Source organism: Streptomyces sp. NPDC127068 (genome assembly GCF_042724695.1).
In the GTDB taxonomy this organism is placed as follows: Bacteria; Actinomycetota; Actinomycetes; order Streptomycetales; family Streptomycetaceae; genus Streptomyces.
Window position 1 is genome coordinate 1 of sequence record NZ_JBHXEN010000025.1, and the last position, 16074, is coordinate 16074.

Here is a 16074-nt window from a genome sequence, read left to right on the forward strand (position 1 = left end):
GCTCACCCTCACCTGGTCCCTCGCCCTCACCACCCTCGGCTACCTCTGGGCCACCGCCAAGTACCACAACGACCCCAAGTAACCCCCACCGAACACCCCCGAACGACCTCGCCGAACGCCCCCGCACAGATCACCACGGGCGGCTCGGGGAAATGAGCTCGACTAGGCCCGGTGTTGTAGATGGACTGGGGCAATGACAACTTCCACTGAAGAACTCCTCCCCGCCACCCGCCGCGCGTTGCTGCACCGACTCGCCGTGGCCCAGTCCGAAGGACGGGCGCCCTCGGTGGTCGCCGCGGTCGGGCGGGGCGGGGAGACCGTCTGGAGCGGGGCGCGGACCTCGGCGGGCGGATCCTGGTCCGCCCTGGACACCCAGTACCGGATCGGGTCGATCACCAAGACGTTCACCGCGGTACTGGTGCTGCGGTTGCGGGACGAAGGGCTGCTGGACCTCGGTGACCCCCTGGAGAAGCACCTTCCGGGGACCGCGGCCGGCGAGGTCACGCTCGCCGAACTGCTGGCGCACACCGGCGGGCTCGCCGCGGAGACCCCGGGACCCTGGTGGGAGCGGACCCCCGGATCGTTGCGGCCGGAGCTGGCGGACGTCCTGGGCGAGCGGCCCTTCCGCCATCCGAAGGGGAGGGTCCACCACTACTCGAACCCCGGGTACACCCTGCTGGGCGCCGTCGTGGAGAAGCTGCGGGGCGCCCCGTGGGAGGAGGTGCTGCGTCGGGAGGTGCTGGAGCCGCTGGGGCTACGCCGGACCGGCGCCCGGCCGCAGGCCCCGCACGCCGACGCGTGGGCCGTGCACCCGTGGGCCGATGTGCTGCTGCCCGAACCCGTGGAGGAGCTGGGACTGATGGCCCCGGCGGGGCAGTTGTGGTCCACGACGGCGGATCTGATCCGCTTCGGTGTGTTCCTCGCCCGGGGCGACGAGCGGGTGCTGAGCGCCCGGTCGGTACGGGAGATGGGCACTCCGGCCGCTCCCCCGGCCACCGCGGACCTGGCGTCGGGGATCTCGTACGGGCTCGGGACCCAGGTGCTGCGGGTGGGCGGGCGCACGCTGGTGGGGCACTCGGGTTCGCTGCCCGGATTCCTGGCCGCGCTGTTCTTCAGCGCCGAGGACGACGTGACGGTCGTGGTGCTGGCCAACTGCACCTCGGGGCCGGCGGTGGTGGGGGTCGCCGCCGATCTCCTGCGCATCGTGGCGGAGGCCGAGCCGCGCATCCCGGAGCCGTGGCGGCCGTTGCCCGCGGTGGACCGGGCGGCCCTGGACCTCACCGGGCCCTGGTACTGGGGCGCGGCCCCGCACGCGCTCCAGCTCACCGGGGACGGCGGGGTGGTCCTGGGGCCGCTGAACGCATGGGGACGGGGTTCCCGGTTCCGGGCCTGCCCGGACGGCACTTGGCTGGGTCTTGAGGGGTACTACGCAGGGGAGACGCTGCGGGTCGGGCGGCGCCCGGACGGTTCGGTGAGCCATCTCGACCTGGGTTCGTTCGTCTTCACCCGGGAGCCGTACGAGCAGGGCGCGCCCGTTCCCGGTGGAGTGCACCCCGAGGGGTGGCGGGGCGGCGTCCAGTAGTGGGCGACACCGCGGGGCGGGCCGGGACACGGAGACGTCCGGCCCGCCGGCGGGTGTGGGCACGGCTGCCGTCGCCGCGGACCGGTACCGGTGCTCAGAGCGCCAGCTTGAACCCGATGTGGGACGGCGTGAACCCCAGGCGTTCGTAGAAGCGGTGGGCATCGGTGCGGGTGGCGTCGGACGTGAGCTGCACCAACTGACAGCCCTGGCGTCGGGATTCCTCCATCGCCCATTCGATGAGCCGGCTGCCCAGACCGCTACCGCGCTCGTCGACGTGGACCCGGACGCCCTCGATGACCGACCGGACGGACCCCCTGCGCGACAGACCGGGGATGACGGTGAGTTGCAGGGTCCCGACGACCCGGTCCTGTCGGACGGCGACGACGAGGTGCTGGTGGGGGTCGTCGGCGAGCCGCCGGAAGGCCGCACGGTAGGGGGCGAGGTCGTCCGGCGACTCCCGTTGGGCGCCGAGCGGATCGTCGGCGAGCATGTCCACGATGGCCTGGATGTCTTCGTCCGTTGCCGGCCGTATGTCGAGGTCTCCCATGCCGAACACCCTAGGTCCCGCGGTGGCGTCAGCCCGCGGCCACCGTCAACGGGGCGAACCGGCGGGTCCAGTCGCCCGGAAGTTCCGTGGTGCCGTAGGTCATCACGTCATTGTGGAAGGACGGGGTGAGGCCGCGCTCCCGGAGCCAGGACAGTACGTCCTCGTGGCGGGCGTCGACGTCGACGCGCACCGGTCGGGTGGCCCCCGCGGCGAGTGAGGCGATGAGTGCCACGGCCGTCTCGGTGTCACGGGCGATCAGTGGGCCGACGACCTCGGCTCCGGTGTTCGGCCAGATTCCGCCGTAGCCGATGATCCGGCCGCGCTCCTCGGCCACCCGGAGTCGGTCCGCGAAGGCCGGCAGTCGGGTGATCATGTGCGTGCGGTCGGACCCGAAGACCGCACCGTCCAGATGCAGGATCGTGGGCAGGTCCTCGGCGGTGGCCGGACGGGTGGCGATGCGCGGTTCCTGGCCCTCGGGGGTGAAGGTGCCCTGGAGGGATTCCACGCCACCGACCGTCTTGAACCCCAGCTCTTCGTACAGGGGACGGCCGTTCGCGGTCGCGTGCAGGGTGAGAGGTGTCGAACCGGCCTCCGTGAGGACGTGTCGGATCAGGTGCCGCCCCACCCCCCGGCGGGCGTAGCGGGCGGCGACCAGGACCATGCCGATCGCCTGGAGGTCGGGGTTGCCGGGAGGGCCGTACGACGTCACCACGCAGGTGCTGAGGAGCCCGTTGCCGTCGGGTGCGTCCATGCCGTACGCGGTGCCCGCGGCGAGGAGGAGGCCCCACTTGTGCTCTTCCCGTGGCCAACCACGGTCATGGGACAGGTCGGCGCAGAGCGTGGTGTCCCGCCGGGTGAGCCGGCGGATGGGGAGTGCGGAGAGGGAGAGTGAAGGTGTCGACACGCTGGTCAGGCTGTCTGACGGACCCCCTTGGCGTCCACCGCTTTGCCAGCACTCGCCCGGATGTTTCGGCCACGGCGGGTGAGTCCCCAGGGTTTGAGGACCGAGACGGCCGTGATGAAGACGTACGTGGTGAGCGAGACGGCTGGTGGCAGGACGAGGTCGATCGTGCTCTCGACGGGCTGACCTGACGTCACCCGGGCTGCTGCGGCGCTGACCTCGGGGCGGAAGGCGAAGATCGACGCGGTGGTGGCGGCCAGCGTGAGGCAGAACTTGGTGAGGACCCAGCGGTGGCGCAGGAGCCCCCAGGGAGTGCCCAGCGAGAGCACCAGACCGGTGGTGAGGGTGGTGAGGGAGAGCGGCAGGATCAGCCAGTCCGTGAAGACCCTCATGGACCGGTAGGAGGTGGCCACGGTGTCTGGTTGACGGGTGGTCGCTGCGGTGACGGCCAGTGCCAGGAGCGCCAGCGAGAGCCCCAGCCAGCCGGCGGAGAAGGCGATGTGTGTCACGAGGGTGGCCCGGCGGGCCCGACGGCTTAGTTTCACGTGAAACACCGTGCCGGGATGTCGGACGCCCGTCGTCTGGCCGGGGGAGTAGCTTCGGCTACGCGGCTCGGCGTAGGGCCCGGCCCCGCAAGGGCGTTGAGCGGTTCATCGATGCGCTCCGGGGCGCGGCGCGGGGTGGGTCGAGTGCTTGTGCGTATCCCTCATGGGTAGGGTCGGCTCCGGTAAGTGATCGTCAGATCGCAGCGCGTGGGGCCATGGGAACCGTGTGACGGGGCAGCGTAGCTGGAGGGGGAGATCGACGTATCGCACTTCGCGCTTTGTGCCCCCGACCGGGGACTCTGATGGGAAGCTACTTTGTAACGACTGCGGTCAATGTCACATCTTTGTCCATCTTGTCCCCGCTAGAAGGGATTCACGGTTGAATGAGCGCTGCATTGGCTGATGGGCGCAATGCGGGGGAATCAGCGGCTTCCGGCCAGGGAAGTACCCGGATCGACCGAAAGATGCTTGAGGCGAGGCAGAGAATGGACGCTCCGACCACCACGTCGGCCAAGGGCACCACCGACACCGCCGACGAGGCTGAGGAGAACGGTGGTTGGTTCACCGCCGGGACCGCTCCGGAGCCCCCGGGTGGGGAGGCGAACCCCACGGCGAACCCATCGGCGGAGCGTCCGCGCACCACCGTGGTCCGTCCGGTGGGCCGAGCGGCGGGCGCGGGACCGGTGTCGGCTCCGCAAGCGCACGCGCCGGAGGGCCCGAGCACCCCTGAGGACGTGCGAATACTGCCAACGGTGGAAGACGCGCATCAGCAGCGGGGCGGCAACGGTCAGGTGGCCGTCGTCGACCATGCGAACGGCGGGGTCCGTCCCGGCAGGACGAGGAGTGCTGACGGATCGACACCGTCCCCCGACGCGCTGCGCGTACGCCGCACCCTGGAGGAGATCGAGCCGATCGGCGACAAGGTCACCTCGTACTTCTACGCGCTGTTGTTCGTTCGGCATCCGGATCTGCGTTCGCTGTTCCCCGCGGCGATGGACCTCCAACGGGACCGGCTGCTCAAGGCGCTGCTGTTCGCCGCGGACCACATCGACGACCCCGTGGTCCTGGGGGAGTACCTGAAGAACCTCGGGCGCGGCCACCGCAAGTACGGGACGCGGGCCGAGCACTATCCGGCGGTGGGCGAGGCGTTGTTGGGTGCGCTCTCCCGCTATGCGACGGGCTCGTGGGACGCGGAGTGCGAGGCGGCCTGGGTCAGGACCTACACGACGATCTCGCAGGTCATGATCGATGCGGCGGCCGAGGACGAGGTGCGCGCGCCCGCCTCCTGGCACGCGGAGGTGGTCTCGCACGAACTGCGGACCCCCGACATCGCGGTGCTCACCGTCCGCCCCGACCAGCCGTACGCCTTCCTGGCGGGGCAGTACGCGAGCCTGGAGACGCCGTGGTGGCCGCGGGTCTGGCGACATTACTCGTTCGCCTCCGCGCCCCGGTCGGACGGGCTCCTCTCCTTCCATGTGAAGGCCGTTCCGGCGGGTTGGGTCTCCCAGGCGTTGGTGCGTCACGCCCGTCCCGGGGACGTGCTGCGGCTCGGTCCGGCCTCGGGGTCGATGACGGTCGACCACACCACCAGCAGCGGTCTGCTCTGCCTCGGCGGCGGGACCGGGATCGCCCCGATCAAGGCCCTGGTGGAGGACGTCGCCGAGCACGGGGACCGCCGGTCGGTCGAGGTGTTCTACGGCGCCCGCACCGATCACGACCTGTACGACATCGACACGATGCTCCGGCTCCAGCAGATCCATCCCTGGCTCTCGGTCCGGCCGGTGATCGACGCACAGGCACGGGTGCAGCTGCCGGACGCGGTACGGGAGTTCGGGCCCTGGTACGAGTACGACGCCTATCTGTCCGGGCCGCCGGGGATGATCCGCAGCGGGGTGCAGGCGCTCCGGTCGAGCGGAGTGTCCGTCAACCGCATCCGTCACGACTATGTGGAGGGTCTGGTGGCGGCCGGCACCTGATCGGGCGGCTGCGGGGTGCGGAGGGGCACCCTCAGCCCAGATCGGGTGCGTGCATGGCGCGTACGCCTTCGATGTTCCCGTCGAGGTAGTGGCGGAGGGACAGCGGCACCAGATGGACCGAGGCGATGCCGACCCGGGTGAACGGCACCCGGACGATCTCGTACTCGCCACTGGGCTCGTCGACTTCCGGGCCGTGGCGCAGGGAAACGTTCATGGACGCCATCCGGCAGACGAAGAAGTGCTGGACCTTCACCCCCGTCGCACCGCCGTCCTCGCCTATGTGCTCGACGGTGTCCACGAAACAGGGCACGACATCGGTGATCTTCGCGCCGAGTTCCTCGTACACCTCGCGGTGCAGGGCTTCGACGACCGTGGCGTCGTCGGCCTCCACGCCACCGCCCGGGGTGACCCAGTACGGATCGACCCCGGGCTTGGTCCGCTTGATGAGGATCAGTTCGTCGCCGTCCAGGAGGATGGCGCGGGCGGTGCGTTTGACCACGGGACGGACCGTCATGGGAGAAATGTGGCCCGCTTGGTTCCACGTGAAACATCGCCCTCCGGACAGGCGGGCCGGAAACTGCTCAACTCCACTGCGCTCCGGCCCTCAGGAGCCGGTCGTGTGCCCGGGCGACGGTCGGCACGGCCAGGGTCCCGGTGCGGACGACGAGGAAGTACGTGCGCAGGGGTGACACCACGGGTTCCAGGAGGCTGACCACATCGCCGCGGGCCAGCGCCGGGGCAGCCAGATAGCGCGGGAGCACCGCGAGTCCGACGCCCGCTGCCGCACAGGACAGCACTGCCCGGAGGTCCGGGACGATCACCCGCCCGGAGCCGGTGGGGACCGAGTCGAAGACGGCCGTCCAGTAGTGCGTCACCAGCGGGAGGGAGGCATGGACCTCGACCACCGGCAGGCCGTCGAGCAGGGGTGCGCCCGTGCGCTGCAAGGCGGCGGTGCTGATCCGCGCGGCCCACCGGGGAGCGGCGACCAGGACGTGCTCCTCGTCGCAGAGCGGGGTGGCCGTCAGCAGTGCACCGCGCGGCCGGGTCGTGGAGATCGCCAGATCGTGATGCCCGGCCCCCAACCCCTCCAGTACCTCCTCGGCGGTGCCGAAGGACACCCGTAGTGCCTGGTCCTGGCCGTTCCCGTCGGCCCGGGAGGCGAGCGCAGGGAGCACCCGCTCCGCCGTGAACTCGGGCGGGCCCGCGAGGTGCAGCGTGCGGGGCACGGTGCTCTCGGCGAGTCCCGTGCCGGCGATCTCGACCAGCGCGTCGAGATGGGGCGCGGCCTTGTACGCCAGTTCGTCGCCGATGGTCGTGGGGGTGACCCCGCGGGCCTGGCGCAGGAACAGGGGGCGGCCGAGCTGGCGCTCCAGGGTGCGGATCTGGGAGGTCACGGCGGGTTGGGAGAGCCCGAGCAGGGCGGCGGCCCGGGTGAAGGAGCCGGCCCGGTGCACCGTGACGAAGGTGCGCAGCAGTGCCAGGTCCATGGCGCGCCTCCCCTGCGCTGTCCGCTCCGTTCGGGTGCCCCACTATAAATATGTCGATAGGTTGCTGTCGCTAGGGTGATTGGACACGGACAGAGGGTCAACTAGCCTGGATCGGGCGGTTCTTCGCGCGTCGAACCGCGAGTGGCGGTCCGAGCCACGAGGGGGGAGGCTCGGGCCGCCCGCCCCGGTTCAGACCGCCCGGTCGAGTGCCTGGAGAACGTCCCGGACCAGGTCGGGCGCGTCCTCGATGCCGGCCGAGAGCCGGATGAACCCTTCCGGTACGGGATCGCCGCCCCAGCGGCGGCGACGTTCCGCGGTGGAGCGGACCCCGCCGAAGCTCGTGGCGTCATCGACCAGGGTCAGTGCGTCCAGGAACCGTTCCGCACGGGCCCGGGACGGCAGGGTGAAGGACACCACGCAGCCGAAGCGCCGCATCTGGCGCACGGCGACGGGGTGCGCGGGGTCGTCGGGGAGCCCCGGATAGCGCAGCCCGGACACGTCCGGCCGTTCGCGCAGCGCTTGGGCGACGGCGAGCGCATTGGCGTTCTGGCGGTCGACGCGGACCTGGAGCGTGGCCAGGGAACGGTGTGCGAGCCATGCCTCCATGGGGCCCGGAATGGCGCCGACGATCTTGCGCCAGCGGCGTACGGCCTCGGCGGTCGCGGCGTCGCGGCAGCTGACGTACCCGAGGAGCAGATCGCCGTGCCCGGTGAGCTGTTTGGTGGCGCTGGCCACCGAGAAGTCGGCGCCGAGCTCCAGCGGGCGTTGCCCCAGGGGGGTCGCCAGCGTGTTGTCGACGGCGACCAGGGTGCCCCGCGCACGGGCGGCGTCGATGAGGCGACGCAGGTCGCAGACGTCGAGCCCGGGGTTGGACGGGGTTTCGACCCAGAGCAGCCGGGCTCCGTCCAGGACGTCGAGTTGGGCGTCCCCGGCGGTGGGCGCGGTACGGACCTCGATCCCGTACGCGGTGAGCTGTTCCCCGACCAGGGGGAGGACCTGGTAACCGTCGGCGGGGAGGACCACGGTGTCACCCGCGCGGAGCTGGGAGAAGAGCACGGCCGAGATCGCCGCCATCCCGGAGGCGAAGGCCAGCGTCTCGACCGGCCGGGGCCCGTCCGTACCGCCCGTCGTCCCGTCGGGGGCCTCCAGCTCGCCGACGGCCCGCTCCCACAGCGTCCAGGTGGGGTTCTCGTCCCGCGCGTACCGGTAGGGCCCCGTTGCCTCCCCGGGGAGGTGGAAGTGCGCGGCGAACACCGGGCCGGGCAGCGCGGGCTCGTGCTTCACGGGCTCGGGCAGCCCGGCCCGTACCGCCCGGGTGCCGTCCCCGACGGGACCCGGCAGCGGGCTCCCCGCCGGACCGTTCCCCGCCGGACCGCGCTGCGTACCGTCCGCCGTCATCGCCTCGACCCTCCGCCTTCCCGGGCGGTCCCCGTGCGGCACCGCCCGTGCCGGGGCGGGCGGGCCGGTGCCCGCCGCCCGGAGGCCCGCCGGGCGCGTGGTGCGGAGCCGGCGGGGTCTCCGTCACCAGGGTCGGTCACGTCCGGGGTGGCGGCCGGGGCGGGGTCGCCCGGACGGGGGGCGACCCGGCACGGACCCGGCACCGTGCGGATCAGTCGCCGTCGGGCAGCACGACGTTCAGCGCCCAGGAGACGACGGAGATGATCAGGGCGCCGAGGACCGCGGTCCAGAAGCCCTCGACGTGGAACCCGACGTCGAGCTTGTCGGCGACCCACGAGGTCAGCAGCAGCATCAGGGCGTTCACGACGAGGGTGATCAGGCCCAGCGTCAGGATGAACAACGGGATGGTCAGGATCTTGACGACCGGCTTGACGACGATGTTGACCACGCCGAAGATCAGCGCGACGACGACCAGGGTGAGCGTCTTGGCACCCGTGCCGTCCCCGGTGAGGGTGATCTTGTCGAGCAGCCAGATCGCCACGGCCAGGGCGCCGGCGTTCGCGAGCGTCTTGACTAGGAAATTCATCATGTGTCTGATCGTGGCAGACGCGTCCAACCGGGTGACCCGGGAGGACCGCGCCAGTTCGCCGGGACCACCATGGACCCCGGTGGACGGGGAACACGTGCACGGATGGGTGCTGACGGAGATGGGCAAGGGCTGATGAAGGCATTCCGGCTGGACGAGCTGGAGATCGAGCGGGCCGCCAACGACGGCGCGTACCTACAGTTCCTGCGGGAGCGGAACATGTCGGTCGGCCTCTACGCGCTGGACGCGGGGGCATCCGATCCACAGCAGCCGCACGGCCAGGACGAGGTGTACTTCGTGGTGAGCGGACGTGCCTCGATCACCGTGGGCATGGAGACGACGACCGTGGCCCGGGGCAGCGTCGTGTACGTGCCGGCCGGGGTCGCGCACAAGTTCCACCACATCACCGAGGACCTGCGGGTGCTCGTGGTGTTCTCTCCTCCGGAGGGCTGAGGAGGCCCGTCCGGTTCCCCGCCGGAAGGCCGAGTTCCGGCCTCGGGGTTCCCTCAGGGTGCGGTCAGGGGAGGACAAGGGGCCGCGGGCGTCCGTCCGACGGCGCGGCGCCCTAGCATCGAAGGCACGGATCGAAGACTCGCACCCCTCGCGCCCCACGGCCCGGCAACGGGCCGCGTCGTCGAGGGCGGGGTCGGGCCGGGTACGCGAAGGGTGCGCCGACGTCGGACGACGGTGGCGCGGAGCGGAAGGAAGGAACCGTGCGGGAGATCTTCTCGGGCTTGCCGTGGTGGGTGAAGTGGGTCGCGGTGCCGGTCATCGCGCTGTTCGTGTTCGGCGGACTGATCGTCGGGGTGCTCTCCTTCCTGGTGGAGCTGCTCTTCAAGGTGCTCGTGTTCGTGGTGCTGGTCGCCGGCCTCGTCTACGTGGTGCGGAAGTTCACGTCGTCGTCCTCGTCACGGGGCGACTGGTAGCACGTCAGAGCGGTGGGGGTCCGGGGCCGGGTCCCCCTCCCGGGGGAAGATTGTCCGGGGTATGGAAATAGTCCGTATCGGACGACTAGAGTCGAAGCGGACACCCACTCGCCACGGGAGTGAGCCTTGGCCCCGGATGATCCCGCTCCGACCCTGATCGGCTCCGTACAGCGCGCGCTGCGACTGCTGGAGGCCGCCGCCTCGCACCGCGGGGGCGCGCCGGCCAAGCAGTTGGCGCGCGAGTCGCGGGTGGCGCTCCCCACCGCGTACCACCTGCTGCGCACCTTGGTGCACGAGGGCTACGTGCGTCGTGAGCGCGGGGTGTACCTGCTGGCGGAGGCGGCCGAGAGGCTGGCCGGCGCCGCGGCCCAGCAGAACCGTCGGGGCAGGATGCACGACGCGCTCGCGCACTGCCGCGACGTGCTCGGGGTGCCCGTGTACTTCGGGGTGTACCGCGACGGCGAGATCGAACTCGCCGCGGTGGCCGACAGCCCCGCGCATCCCGCGATCGAGGAGTGGGTGGACTTCCGCGAGACCGGGCACGCCCACGCGCTGGGACAGTGCCTGCTGTCGCAGCTCGGTGAGAAGGCCCGCCGCGACCACCTGCACCGGCACCCCGTCCGGTACGTGACCCCGTACTCCGTGCGGGACGAGGAGACCTTCCTGCGGCGGCTCGCGGCCGTCGACCGCATGCAGCCCGTGCTGGAGCACCAGGAGTACGCGCTCGGGACGGTCTGCGCGGCGATGCCCCTCATGGCCGGCAGCACCGCCATGGCCATCGGCTTCTCGCTGCCCGCGCACCAGGAGGACCGACTGCTGCCGACGTTGGCGCGGTTGGAGCGCGAGGTCGGAAAGCTACTAGGGACACTCGGCTTCTCTATCAGCATCTGAAAACTCACTCCTTGTGATCTGTCGTGTACTTTAAGCAAGATGCCATGAGTGTCAGGGGGCTGATTCCTGGCCAGTCGACGCCACACGACGGGGTAGCCAATGCGCGAGTCGGTACAGGCAGAAGTCATGATGAGCTTTCTCGTGTCCGAGGAACTCACCTTCCGCATTCCCGTGGAGTTGCGTTACGACAGTGCCGATCCCTATGCCGTGCGGCTGACCTTCCACCTCCCCGGCGATGCGCCCGTGAGCTGGACGTTCGGCCGTGAACTGCTGGTCGACGGGGTCGCCGAGCCCTGCGGGGACGGGGACGTGCACATCGCCCCGGACGATCCGGAGATCCTCAGCGATGTGTTGATCACGCTTCAGGTGGGTGCCGAACAGGCCGTCTTCCGGGCGGGGGTGGCGCCGTTGATCGCCTTCCTGGACCGCACGGACAAGATCGTTCCGCTGGGCCAGGAACGGGCGATGGCCGGATTCGACTCCCTGTTGGACCAGGCGCTCGACCGCATCCTGGCGGAGGAACAGAGCGCGGGTTGACGTCCCGTCAACGCCGTGGCCGGACCATCCCCCCGGGGGTGGGTCCCCCGATGAGCACCCGCCCCCGTCCCGGACGGTTCAGCCGCCCGTACGCGCCTTGCGGCGGCGGCGGCCCCGGCCCCCGGGCGACGGGACGGTACGCGCGGGAGCGGCGCCCGTTCCCGGGCGGTCCGCGGCCACCACCAGCGTGGCCAAGGCCGTCGTGACCGGCACGGACGCCACCAGGCCGATCGATCCGACCAGCGTCCGGACGATCTCCTCGGCGACCAACTCGCTGTTGGCCACCGTGCCCACGGAACTCTGCGCGATCGAGAACAGCAGCAGCAACGGCAGCGCCGCGCCCGCATAGGCCAGGACCAGGGTGTTGACCACCGAGGCGATGTGGTCCCGCCCGATGCGGATGCCCGCGCGGTACAGCGCGCGGCGACTCATCGTCGGATCGGCCTGGTGCAACTCCCAGACCGCCGAGGTCTGGGTGACGGTCACGTCGTCCAGCACGCCGAGCGAACCGATGATCACCCCGGCCAGCAGCAGACCGCTCATGTCGATCCCCGGGTACAGCCCGTGGATCAGACCGGTGTTGTCGTCGGTGTCCCCGGTGAGCGAGGCCCAGCCGATGAACAGGGAACCCAACACCCCGATCAGCAGCAGGGACACCAGCGTGCCGAGCACGGCCACCGAGGTGCGGGCGGACAGCCCGTGGCACATGTACAAGGCGATCAGCATGATCGCGCTCGCCCCGACCACCGCGACGACCAGCGGATTCGAGCCCTGGAGGATCGCGGGCAGGATGAAGAACGTCAGGATCAGGAAGCTCACCGCGAGGGCCACCAGGGCCATCAGCCCGCGCAGCCGGCCGACGAGCACCACGGCGAGCGCGAACAGTCCGGCCAACAGCACCATCGGAAGCCGACGGTTGGTGTCCGCGACCGAGTACTGGAGGTCCCGCGGCGCGTCGGGGGCGTAGGCGACGATCACCTTCTGGCCCTGTTCCAGCTTCCGCGAGGCATCGGGCTGCACGATCTCGGTGAACGTCCGACCCGCGTGCGGACCCGTGGTGACCTTGACGGTGGCCTTGCCGCAGTCGCCGGTCGACCGCTGCTGCGCCTGACTGCCCTCAGGGGTCGAGGTGTCTCCGGTCGGCGGGACGGCGCCCGCGTTGACGGACTTGCAGTCGACCCGGTCGACCCGGGTGACCGTCGCCTGCTCGGTCTGCCGGTCGAAGCCGACGCCCGTGCGCTCGTGGGTGGGGGCGCCGCCCGGCCACAGGACGACCAGCCCCACGACGACGGCCGTGGCGAAGGGGATCAGCACCGCGGCGATGATGCGGCGCAAGCGGGCCGAGACGGGCGCCGCCGGACCGTGGGAGTGAGAATGCCCGTGGCCCCCGTGGCCCCCGTGGCCTCCCCCGCCTCCTCCCTGGCCGCCGTGGCCGTCCGGACCGTGGCCGTGGCCGTGGGCGGTCGACTCCGGGGCCGTCGCGGGGGACGGCGACCAGGGCTGTCCGGCGGGCGGGACGGGAGGCTGCGGCGTGGTGGTCACCGCCCGATCATCGCAAGAACGGGCGGGGCCCACTGTTCAGCACGCCAGACATGACGCTAGCGTGGGGGCACCTTTGCACACGCGGGAGCTCGGAGCACCGGGCTGAGAGGGCGCTGACCTCCGTACCCGGACCTGCTCGACGCTTCACGCGGACGGGTGCTCCGGCGGAGAACCGCTGCGTCGACCGCTGAACCTGTTACCGGGTAATGCCGGCGTAGGGAGTAGGTCTCATGACCATCAAGGACGCACGCACGCCTGCCGTGACCGCGCCCGACCCCACCGATCCCACGGACACTGCGGCCCCCACGGACACTGCGGACCCCGGGCCGACCGTCGGTTGGCACAAGGCGTACGTCGAGGGCCCCCGCCCCGACCTGCGCGTGCCGGTCCGTCAGGTCCACCTCACCAACGGCCGGTCGATCACCCTGTACGACACCTCCGGCCCGTACACCGATCCGCACGCGGACACCGACGTCCGCCGCGGGTTGGCGCCGCTACGGGAGAACTGGATCATCGCGCGCGGCGACACCGAGGAGTACGCGGGACGTCCGGCCCGCCCCGAGGACGACGGGCTCAAGCACACCTCGCCGCGCGGGGGTCTGCGCAACCTGGACGCGGTGTTCCCGGGGCGCCCCCGCCAGCCCCGACGGGGCCGCGACGGAAAGCACGTCACCCAACTCGCCTACGCGCGCCGCGGTGAGGTCACGCCCGAGATGGAGTTCGTGGCGCTCCGCGAGAACGTCGAACCCGAGGTCGTACGGGCCGAGATCGCCGCCGGCCGGGCGGTGCTGCCCGCGAACGTGAACCACCCGGAGATCGAGCCGATGATCATCGGCAAGCGGTTCCTGGTGAAGGTCAACGCCAACATCGGCAACTCCGCCGTCACCTCGTCCATCGAGGAGGAGGTGGACAAGATGACCTGGGCCACCCGTTGGGGCGCCGACACCGTCATGGACCTGTCCACCGGCCGCAACATCCACACCACCCGGGAGTGGGTGCTGCGCAACTCCCCCGTGCCGATCGGAACGGTGCCGCTCTACCAGGCGTTGGAGAAGGTGGACGGCCGGGCGGAGGAACTGACCTGGGAGATCTACAAGGACACGGTCATCGAGCAGGCCCAGCAGGGCGTGGACTACATGACCGTCCACGCGGGCGTCCGGCTGCCGTACGTACCGCTCACGGCGCGCCGCAAGACCGGCATCGTGTCGCGCGGCGGATCGATCATGGCCGCGTGGTGCCTGGCGCACCACAAGGAGTCCTTCCTGTACGAGAACTTCGAGGAACTGTGCGAGATCCTCGCCGCCTACGACGTCACGTACTCCCTGGGCGACGGGCTGCGCCCCGGTTCCATCGCGGACGCCAACGACGAGGCGCAGTTCGCGGAGTTGCGCACCCTCGGTGAACTGAACCGGATCGCCAAGGGCTTCGACGTCCAGACCATGATCGAGGGCCCCGGACACGTGCCGATGCACAAGATCAAGGAGAACATCGACCTCCAGCAGGAGATCTGCGAGGAGGCCCCGTTCTACACCCTGGGTCCCCTGACCACCGACATCGCGCCCGCCTACGACCACATCACGTCCGGGATCGGCGCCGCCATGATCGCCTGGTGGGGCACCGCGATGCTCTGCTACGTCACGCCCAAGGAGCACCTGGGCCTGCCCAACCGTGACGACGTGAAGACCGGGGTCATCACGTACAAGATCGCCGCCCATGCCGCGGACCTGGCGAAGGGGCATCCCGGGGCCCAGGAGTGGGACGACGCGCTCTCCGACGCCCGTTTCGAGTTCCGCTGGGAGGACCAGTTCAACCTGGCCCTCGACCCCGACACGGCACGGTCCTTCCATGACGAGACCCTGCCCGCGGAACCCGCGAAGACGGCGCACTTCTGTTCCATGTGCGGGCCGAAGTTCTGCTCGATGAAGATCAGCCAGAGCATCAACGAGCGGTTCGGCGGCGACGCCGCTGCGGACGCCTCCGCGGAGGAGGTCGCCGAGGGCATGCTCCAGAAGTCCAAGGAGTTCGCGGCCTCGGGCAACCGGGTCTACCTCCCGCTGGCGTAGCGGGCGCGACCGGCCCGAGCTGCGGCGGGTCCGCGCGGGAGGTCCGCGCGGGCCCGCCGCCGGACGCGTGCCCGAGTGCGGCGGGCTACTCCGGTGGGTGTTCGGGCCCGCCGAAGTCCGGGCTGCTGAAGTCCGGGCTCGAATAGCTGGGGCGCGGCCCCGTCGAGCCCCGGTCGGGGCTGCTGAACCCCGGCCGGTGGTAGCCGAGGTGCGGCATCCGACCGGAGGTGCCGGCACCCGCCGGGGCCGCCGGGCCGTACGTTCCGCCGGTCCCGGCAGCCCCGGCGTCGGGTTTTGGGGCGTTCGCCAGGGCGGTGCGGAGGAAGGGCACGATGCCGTGCTCCACCAGGGCGTCGCGCCACACCTCGCGGGCCAGTTCGACCCGTTCGTCGATCTCGCGCCGCGGGGCGTCCCGCAGCGCCGTCGCGTTGTTCCGCAGTGCGGCGAACAGCAGTCCGGCCGCGGCGACGAGGATCGCGGCGGCGGTGATCGCGCCGAAGACCCAGCCGGTGGCGAGCAGGGTCCGGCCGATCGCCAGCCCGGGGCTGAGCGCCCGTAGGGCGTAGCCGACGAGCAGGAAGATCACTGCCGAGGCCCCTGCGAGCACCGGTGCGAGCACCGTGAGGACGGCGAGGACACCGGCGCCCGTGGGCTCGGGCGTGCCGTCGGTCGTGGTGCGCGGGGCGGTGGCACGTGCTTCCGCACGGACCTTCACGTAGGCGTCGTACTCGGTGGTGGCCGCAGCAGTGATCAGGGCCCGGGCTTCGACGGCCCTGCTGCGCAGCTGTTCGGGGTTCAACCGGTGGCTGACGGGCCCCAGTTCGGGATGGTGCGCGGTGGTGCGCAGCGCCTCGTCGAGGATCCGCTCGTACTCGGTGCGGTCCTCGCTCGACAACTGCCGCGGAACGCTGTTCATCTGCATCCCCCGATGCTCCGTAGGGCGTGTGGCTCACATGGTTGAGAGCCGTCGGGCAGAAACGGAGGGGAGCCTGCTACGGATGGGCCATGGTAGGGCCGGCACGGCGCACGGTGACAGGGGATTTCCGAAAATGGTGCCCCGGTGCCGCAAGATCCTCCGTTTCCGCCGTGGCCT

Annotated in this window: 17 protein-coding genes and 1 riboswitch; of the genes, 8 read left to right on the plus strand and 9 right to left on the minus strand. The window is 71.0% G+C overall.

The window, feature by feature from the left end:
• Positions 1-193 precede the first annotated feature (193 nt).
• Entirely contained in the window at positions 194-1582 is a 1389-nt protein-coding gene (locus ACFWIA_RS17445; protein ID WP_387005560.1) for a serine hydrolase domain-containing protein, read from the plus strand.
• 94 nt (positions 1583-1676) lie between these two features.
• On the opposite strand, the gene ACFWIA_RS17450 is transcribed toward ACFWIA_RS17445, so the two are convergent.
• From ACFWIA_RS17450 to ACFWIA_RS17460, 3 genes are read right to left on the minus strand one after another with little or no spacing between them, the layout of a single operon-like run.
• Positions 1677-2129 (minus strand): GNAT family N-acetyltransferase, encoded by a 453-nt coding sequence (locus tag ACFWIA_RS17450; RefSeq protein ID WP_387005563.1) that lies wholly within the window; start codon positions 2127-2129, stop codon positions 1677-1679.
• A 28-nt stretch (positions 2130-2157) separates the two neighbouring features.
• Positions 2158-3033, minus strand: coding sequence for a GNAT family N-acetyltransferase (locus ACFWIA_RS17455; RefSeq protein WP_387005566.1), 876 nt, complete (start codon positions 3031-3033; stop codon positions 2158-2160).
• 5 nt (positions 3034-3038) lie between these two features.
• Positions 3039-3575 carry a DUF2269 domain-containing protein gene (locus ACFWIA_RS17460; protein WP_387005569.1) on the minus strand — a complete coding sequence of 179 codons (537 nt, stop codon included), beginning with the start codon at positions 3573-3575 and terminating at the stop codon, positions 3039-3041.
• Between the two features lie 464 nt (positions 3576-4039).
• Here ACFWIA_RS17460 and ACFWIA_RS17465 point away from each other — a divergent pair, with 464 nt between their 5' ends.
• Positions 4040-5551 carry a globin domain-containing protein gene (locus ACFWIA_RS17465; RefSeq protein WP_387005572.1) on the plus strand — a complete coding sequence of 504 codons (1512 nt, stop codon included), beginning with the start codon at positions 4040-4042 and terminating at the stop codon, positions 5549-5551.
• A 31-nt stretch (positions 5552-5582) separates the two neighbouring features.
• Here ACFWIA_RS17465 and ACFWIA_RS17470 read toward each other — a convergent pair whose 3' ends face one another.
• The 4 genes from ACFWIA_RS17470 to ACFWIA_RS17485 all read right to left on the minus strand — a co-directional run bounded on the left by ACFWIA_RS17470 (position 5583) and on the right by ACFWIA_RS17485 (position 9025).
• The gene (locus ACFWIA_RS17470; protein ID WP_387005575.1) at positions 5583-6065 is read right to left on the minus strand and encodes an NUDIX domain-containing protein; all 483 of its coding nucleotides are present in this window, start codon (positions 6063-6065) and stop codon (positions 5583-5585) included.
• A 67-nt stretch (positions 6066-6132) separates the two neighbouring features.
• Positions 6133-7038 (minus strand): LysR family transcriptional regulator, encoded by a 906-nt coding sequence (locus tag ACFWIA_RS17475; protein ID WP_387005578.1) that lies wholly within the window; start codon positions 7036-7038, stop codon positions 6133-6135.
• 189 nt (positions 7039-7227) lie between these two features.
• Positions 7228-8436: a cystathionine gamma-lyase gene (locus ACFWIA_RS17480; protein WP_387005581.1), complete on the minus strand. Its 1209-nt coding sequence runs from the start codon at positions 8434-8436 to the stop codon at positions 7228-7230.
• A gap of 211 nt (positions 8437-8647) precedes the next feature.
• A complete protein-coding gene (locus tag ACFWIA_RS17485; protein ID WP_387005584.1) occupies positions 8648-9025 on the minus strand; it encodes a phage holin family protein in 378 nt (125 codons plus the stop codon).
• On the opposite strand from ACFWIA_RS17485, the gene ACFWIA_RS17490 reads away from it, so the two are divergent.
• The 5 genes from ACFWIA_RS17490 (at position 9024) to ACFWIA_RS17510 (ending at position 11376) form a co-directional block, all read left to right on the plus strand.
• Complete coding sequence (locus ACFWIA_RS17490) at positions 9024-9158, plus strand: hypothetical protein (protein WP_387005587.1); 135 nt, start codon at positions 9024-9026, stop codon at positions 9156-9158. The two genes, ACFWIA_RS17485 and ACFWIA_RS17490, sit on opposite strands and share 2 nt — an antisense overlap.
• Entirely contained in the window at positions 9158-9475 is a 318-nt protein-coding gene (locus ACFWIA_RS17495) for a cupin domain-containing protein (protein ID WP_385485126.1), read from the plus strand. Before ACFWIA_RS17490 ends, ACFWIA_RS17495 begins: the two co-directional genes overlap by 1 nt.
• A 260-nt stretch (positions 9476-9735) precedes the next feature.
• The gene (locus ACFWIA_RS17500; protein WP_387005590.1) at positions 9736-9948 is read left to right on the plus strand and encodes a DUF5326 family protein; all 213 of its coding nucleotides are present in this window, start codon (positions 9736-9738) and stop codon (positions 9946-9948) included.
• Between the two features lie 126 nt (positions 9949-10074).
• Positions 10075-10839 (plus strand): IclR family transcriptional regulator, encoded by a 765-nt coding sequence (locus ACFWIA_RS17505; RefSeq protein ID WP_385485122.1) that lies wholly within the window; start codon positions 10075-10077, stop codon positions 10837-10839.
• Positions 10840-10938: 99 nt separating this feature from the next.
• Positions 10939-11376 carry an SsgA family sporulation/cell division regulator gene (locus ACFWIA_RS17510; RefSeq protein ID WP_387005593.1) on the plus strand — a complete coding sequence of 146 codons (438 nt, stop codon included), beginning with the start codon at positions 10939-10941 and terminating at the stop codon, positions 11374-11376.
• 78 nt (positions 11377-11454) lie between these two features.
• Here ACFWIA_RS17510 and ACFWIA_RS17515 read toward each other — a convergent pair whose 3' ends face one another.
• Positions 11455-12918, minus strand: a complete 1464-nt coding sequence (locus tag ACFWIA_RS17515) for a YibE/F family protein (RefSeq protein WP_387005596.1) — start codon at positions 12916-12918, stop codon at positions 11455-11457.
• Between the two features lie 71 nt (positions 12919-12989).
• Positions 12990-13156: riboswitch (TPP riboswitch) on the plus strand.
• Between ACFWIA_RS17515 and thiC the strand changes: the two genes are divergently transcribed.
• Entirely contained in the window at positions 13149-14981 is a 1833-nt protein-coding gene (gene thiC, locus ACFWIA_RS17520) for a phosphomethylpyrimidine synthase ThiC (RefSeq protein ID WP_387005599.1), read from the plus strand. It overlaps the preceding riboswitch by 8 nt.
• 85 nt (positions 14982-15066) lie before the next feature.
• Here thiC and ACFWIA_RS17525 read toward each other — a convergent pair whose 3' ends face one another.
• Positions 15067-15903 (minus strand): hypothetical protein, encoded by an 837-nt coding sequence (locus tag ACFWIA_RS17525; protein ID WP_387005602.1) that lies wholly within the window; start codon positions 15901-15903, stop codon positions 15067-15069.
• Positions 15904-16074: the final 171 nt, after the last annotated feature.

Excerpts from the sequence above, each read along its gene's own strand:
- ACFWIA_RS17445 (WP_387005560.1), top strand. The coding sequence starts at position 194 with ATGACAACTTCCACTGAAGAACTCCTCCCCGCCACCCGCCGCGCGTTG.
- ACFWIA_RS17450 (WP_387005563.1), bottom strand. The coding sequence starts at position 2,129 with ATGGGAGACCTCGACATACGGCCGGCAACGGACGAAGACATCCAGGCC.
- ACFWIA_RS17465 (WP_387005572.1), top strand. The coding sequence starts at position 4,040 with ATGCTTGAGGCGAGGCAGAGAATGGACGCTCCGACCACCACGTCGGCC.
- ACFWIA_RS17470 (WP_387005575.1), bottom strand. The coding sequence starts at position 6,065 with ATGACGGTCCGTCCCGTGGTCAAACGCACCGCCCGCGCCATCCTCCTG.
- ACFWIA_RS17475 (WP_387005578.1), bottom strand. The coding sequence starts at position 7,038 with ATGGACCTGGCACTGCTGCGCACCTTCGTCACGGTGCACCGGGCCGGC.
- ACFWIA_RS17480 (WP_387005581.1), bottom strand. The coding sequence starts at position 8,436 with ATGACGGCGGACGGTACGCAGCGCGGTCCGGCGGGGAACGGTCCGGCG.
- ACFWIA_RS17490 (WP_387005587.1), top strand. The coding sequence starts at position 9,024 with ATGTGTCTGATCGTGGCAGACGCGTCCAACCGGGTGACCCGGGAGGAC.
- ACFWIA_RS17485 (WP_387005584.1), bottom strand. The coding sequence starts at position 9,025 with ATGATGAATTTCCTAGTCAAGACGCTCGCGAACGCCGGCGCCCTGGCC.
- ACFWIA_RS17495 (WP_385485126.1), top strand. The coding sequence starts at position 9,158 with ATGAAGGCATTCCGGCTGGACGAGCTGGAGATCGAGCGGGCCGCCAAC.
- ACFWIA_RS17510 (WP_387005593.1), top strand. The coding sequence starts at position 10,939 with ATGCGCGAGTCGGTACAGGCAGAAGTCATGATGAGCTTTCTCGTGTCC.
- thiC (WP_387005599.1), top strand. The coding sequence starts at position 13,149 with ATGACCATCAAGGACGCACGCACGCCTGCCGTGACCGCGCCCGACCCC.
- ACFWIA_RS17525 (WP_387005602.1), bottom strand. The coding sequence starts at position 15,903 with ATGCAGATGAACAGCGTTCCGCGGCAGTTGTCGAGCGAGGACCGCACC.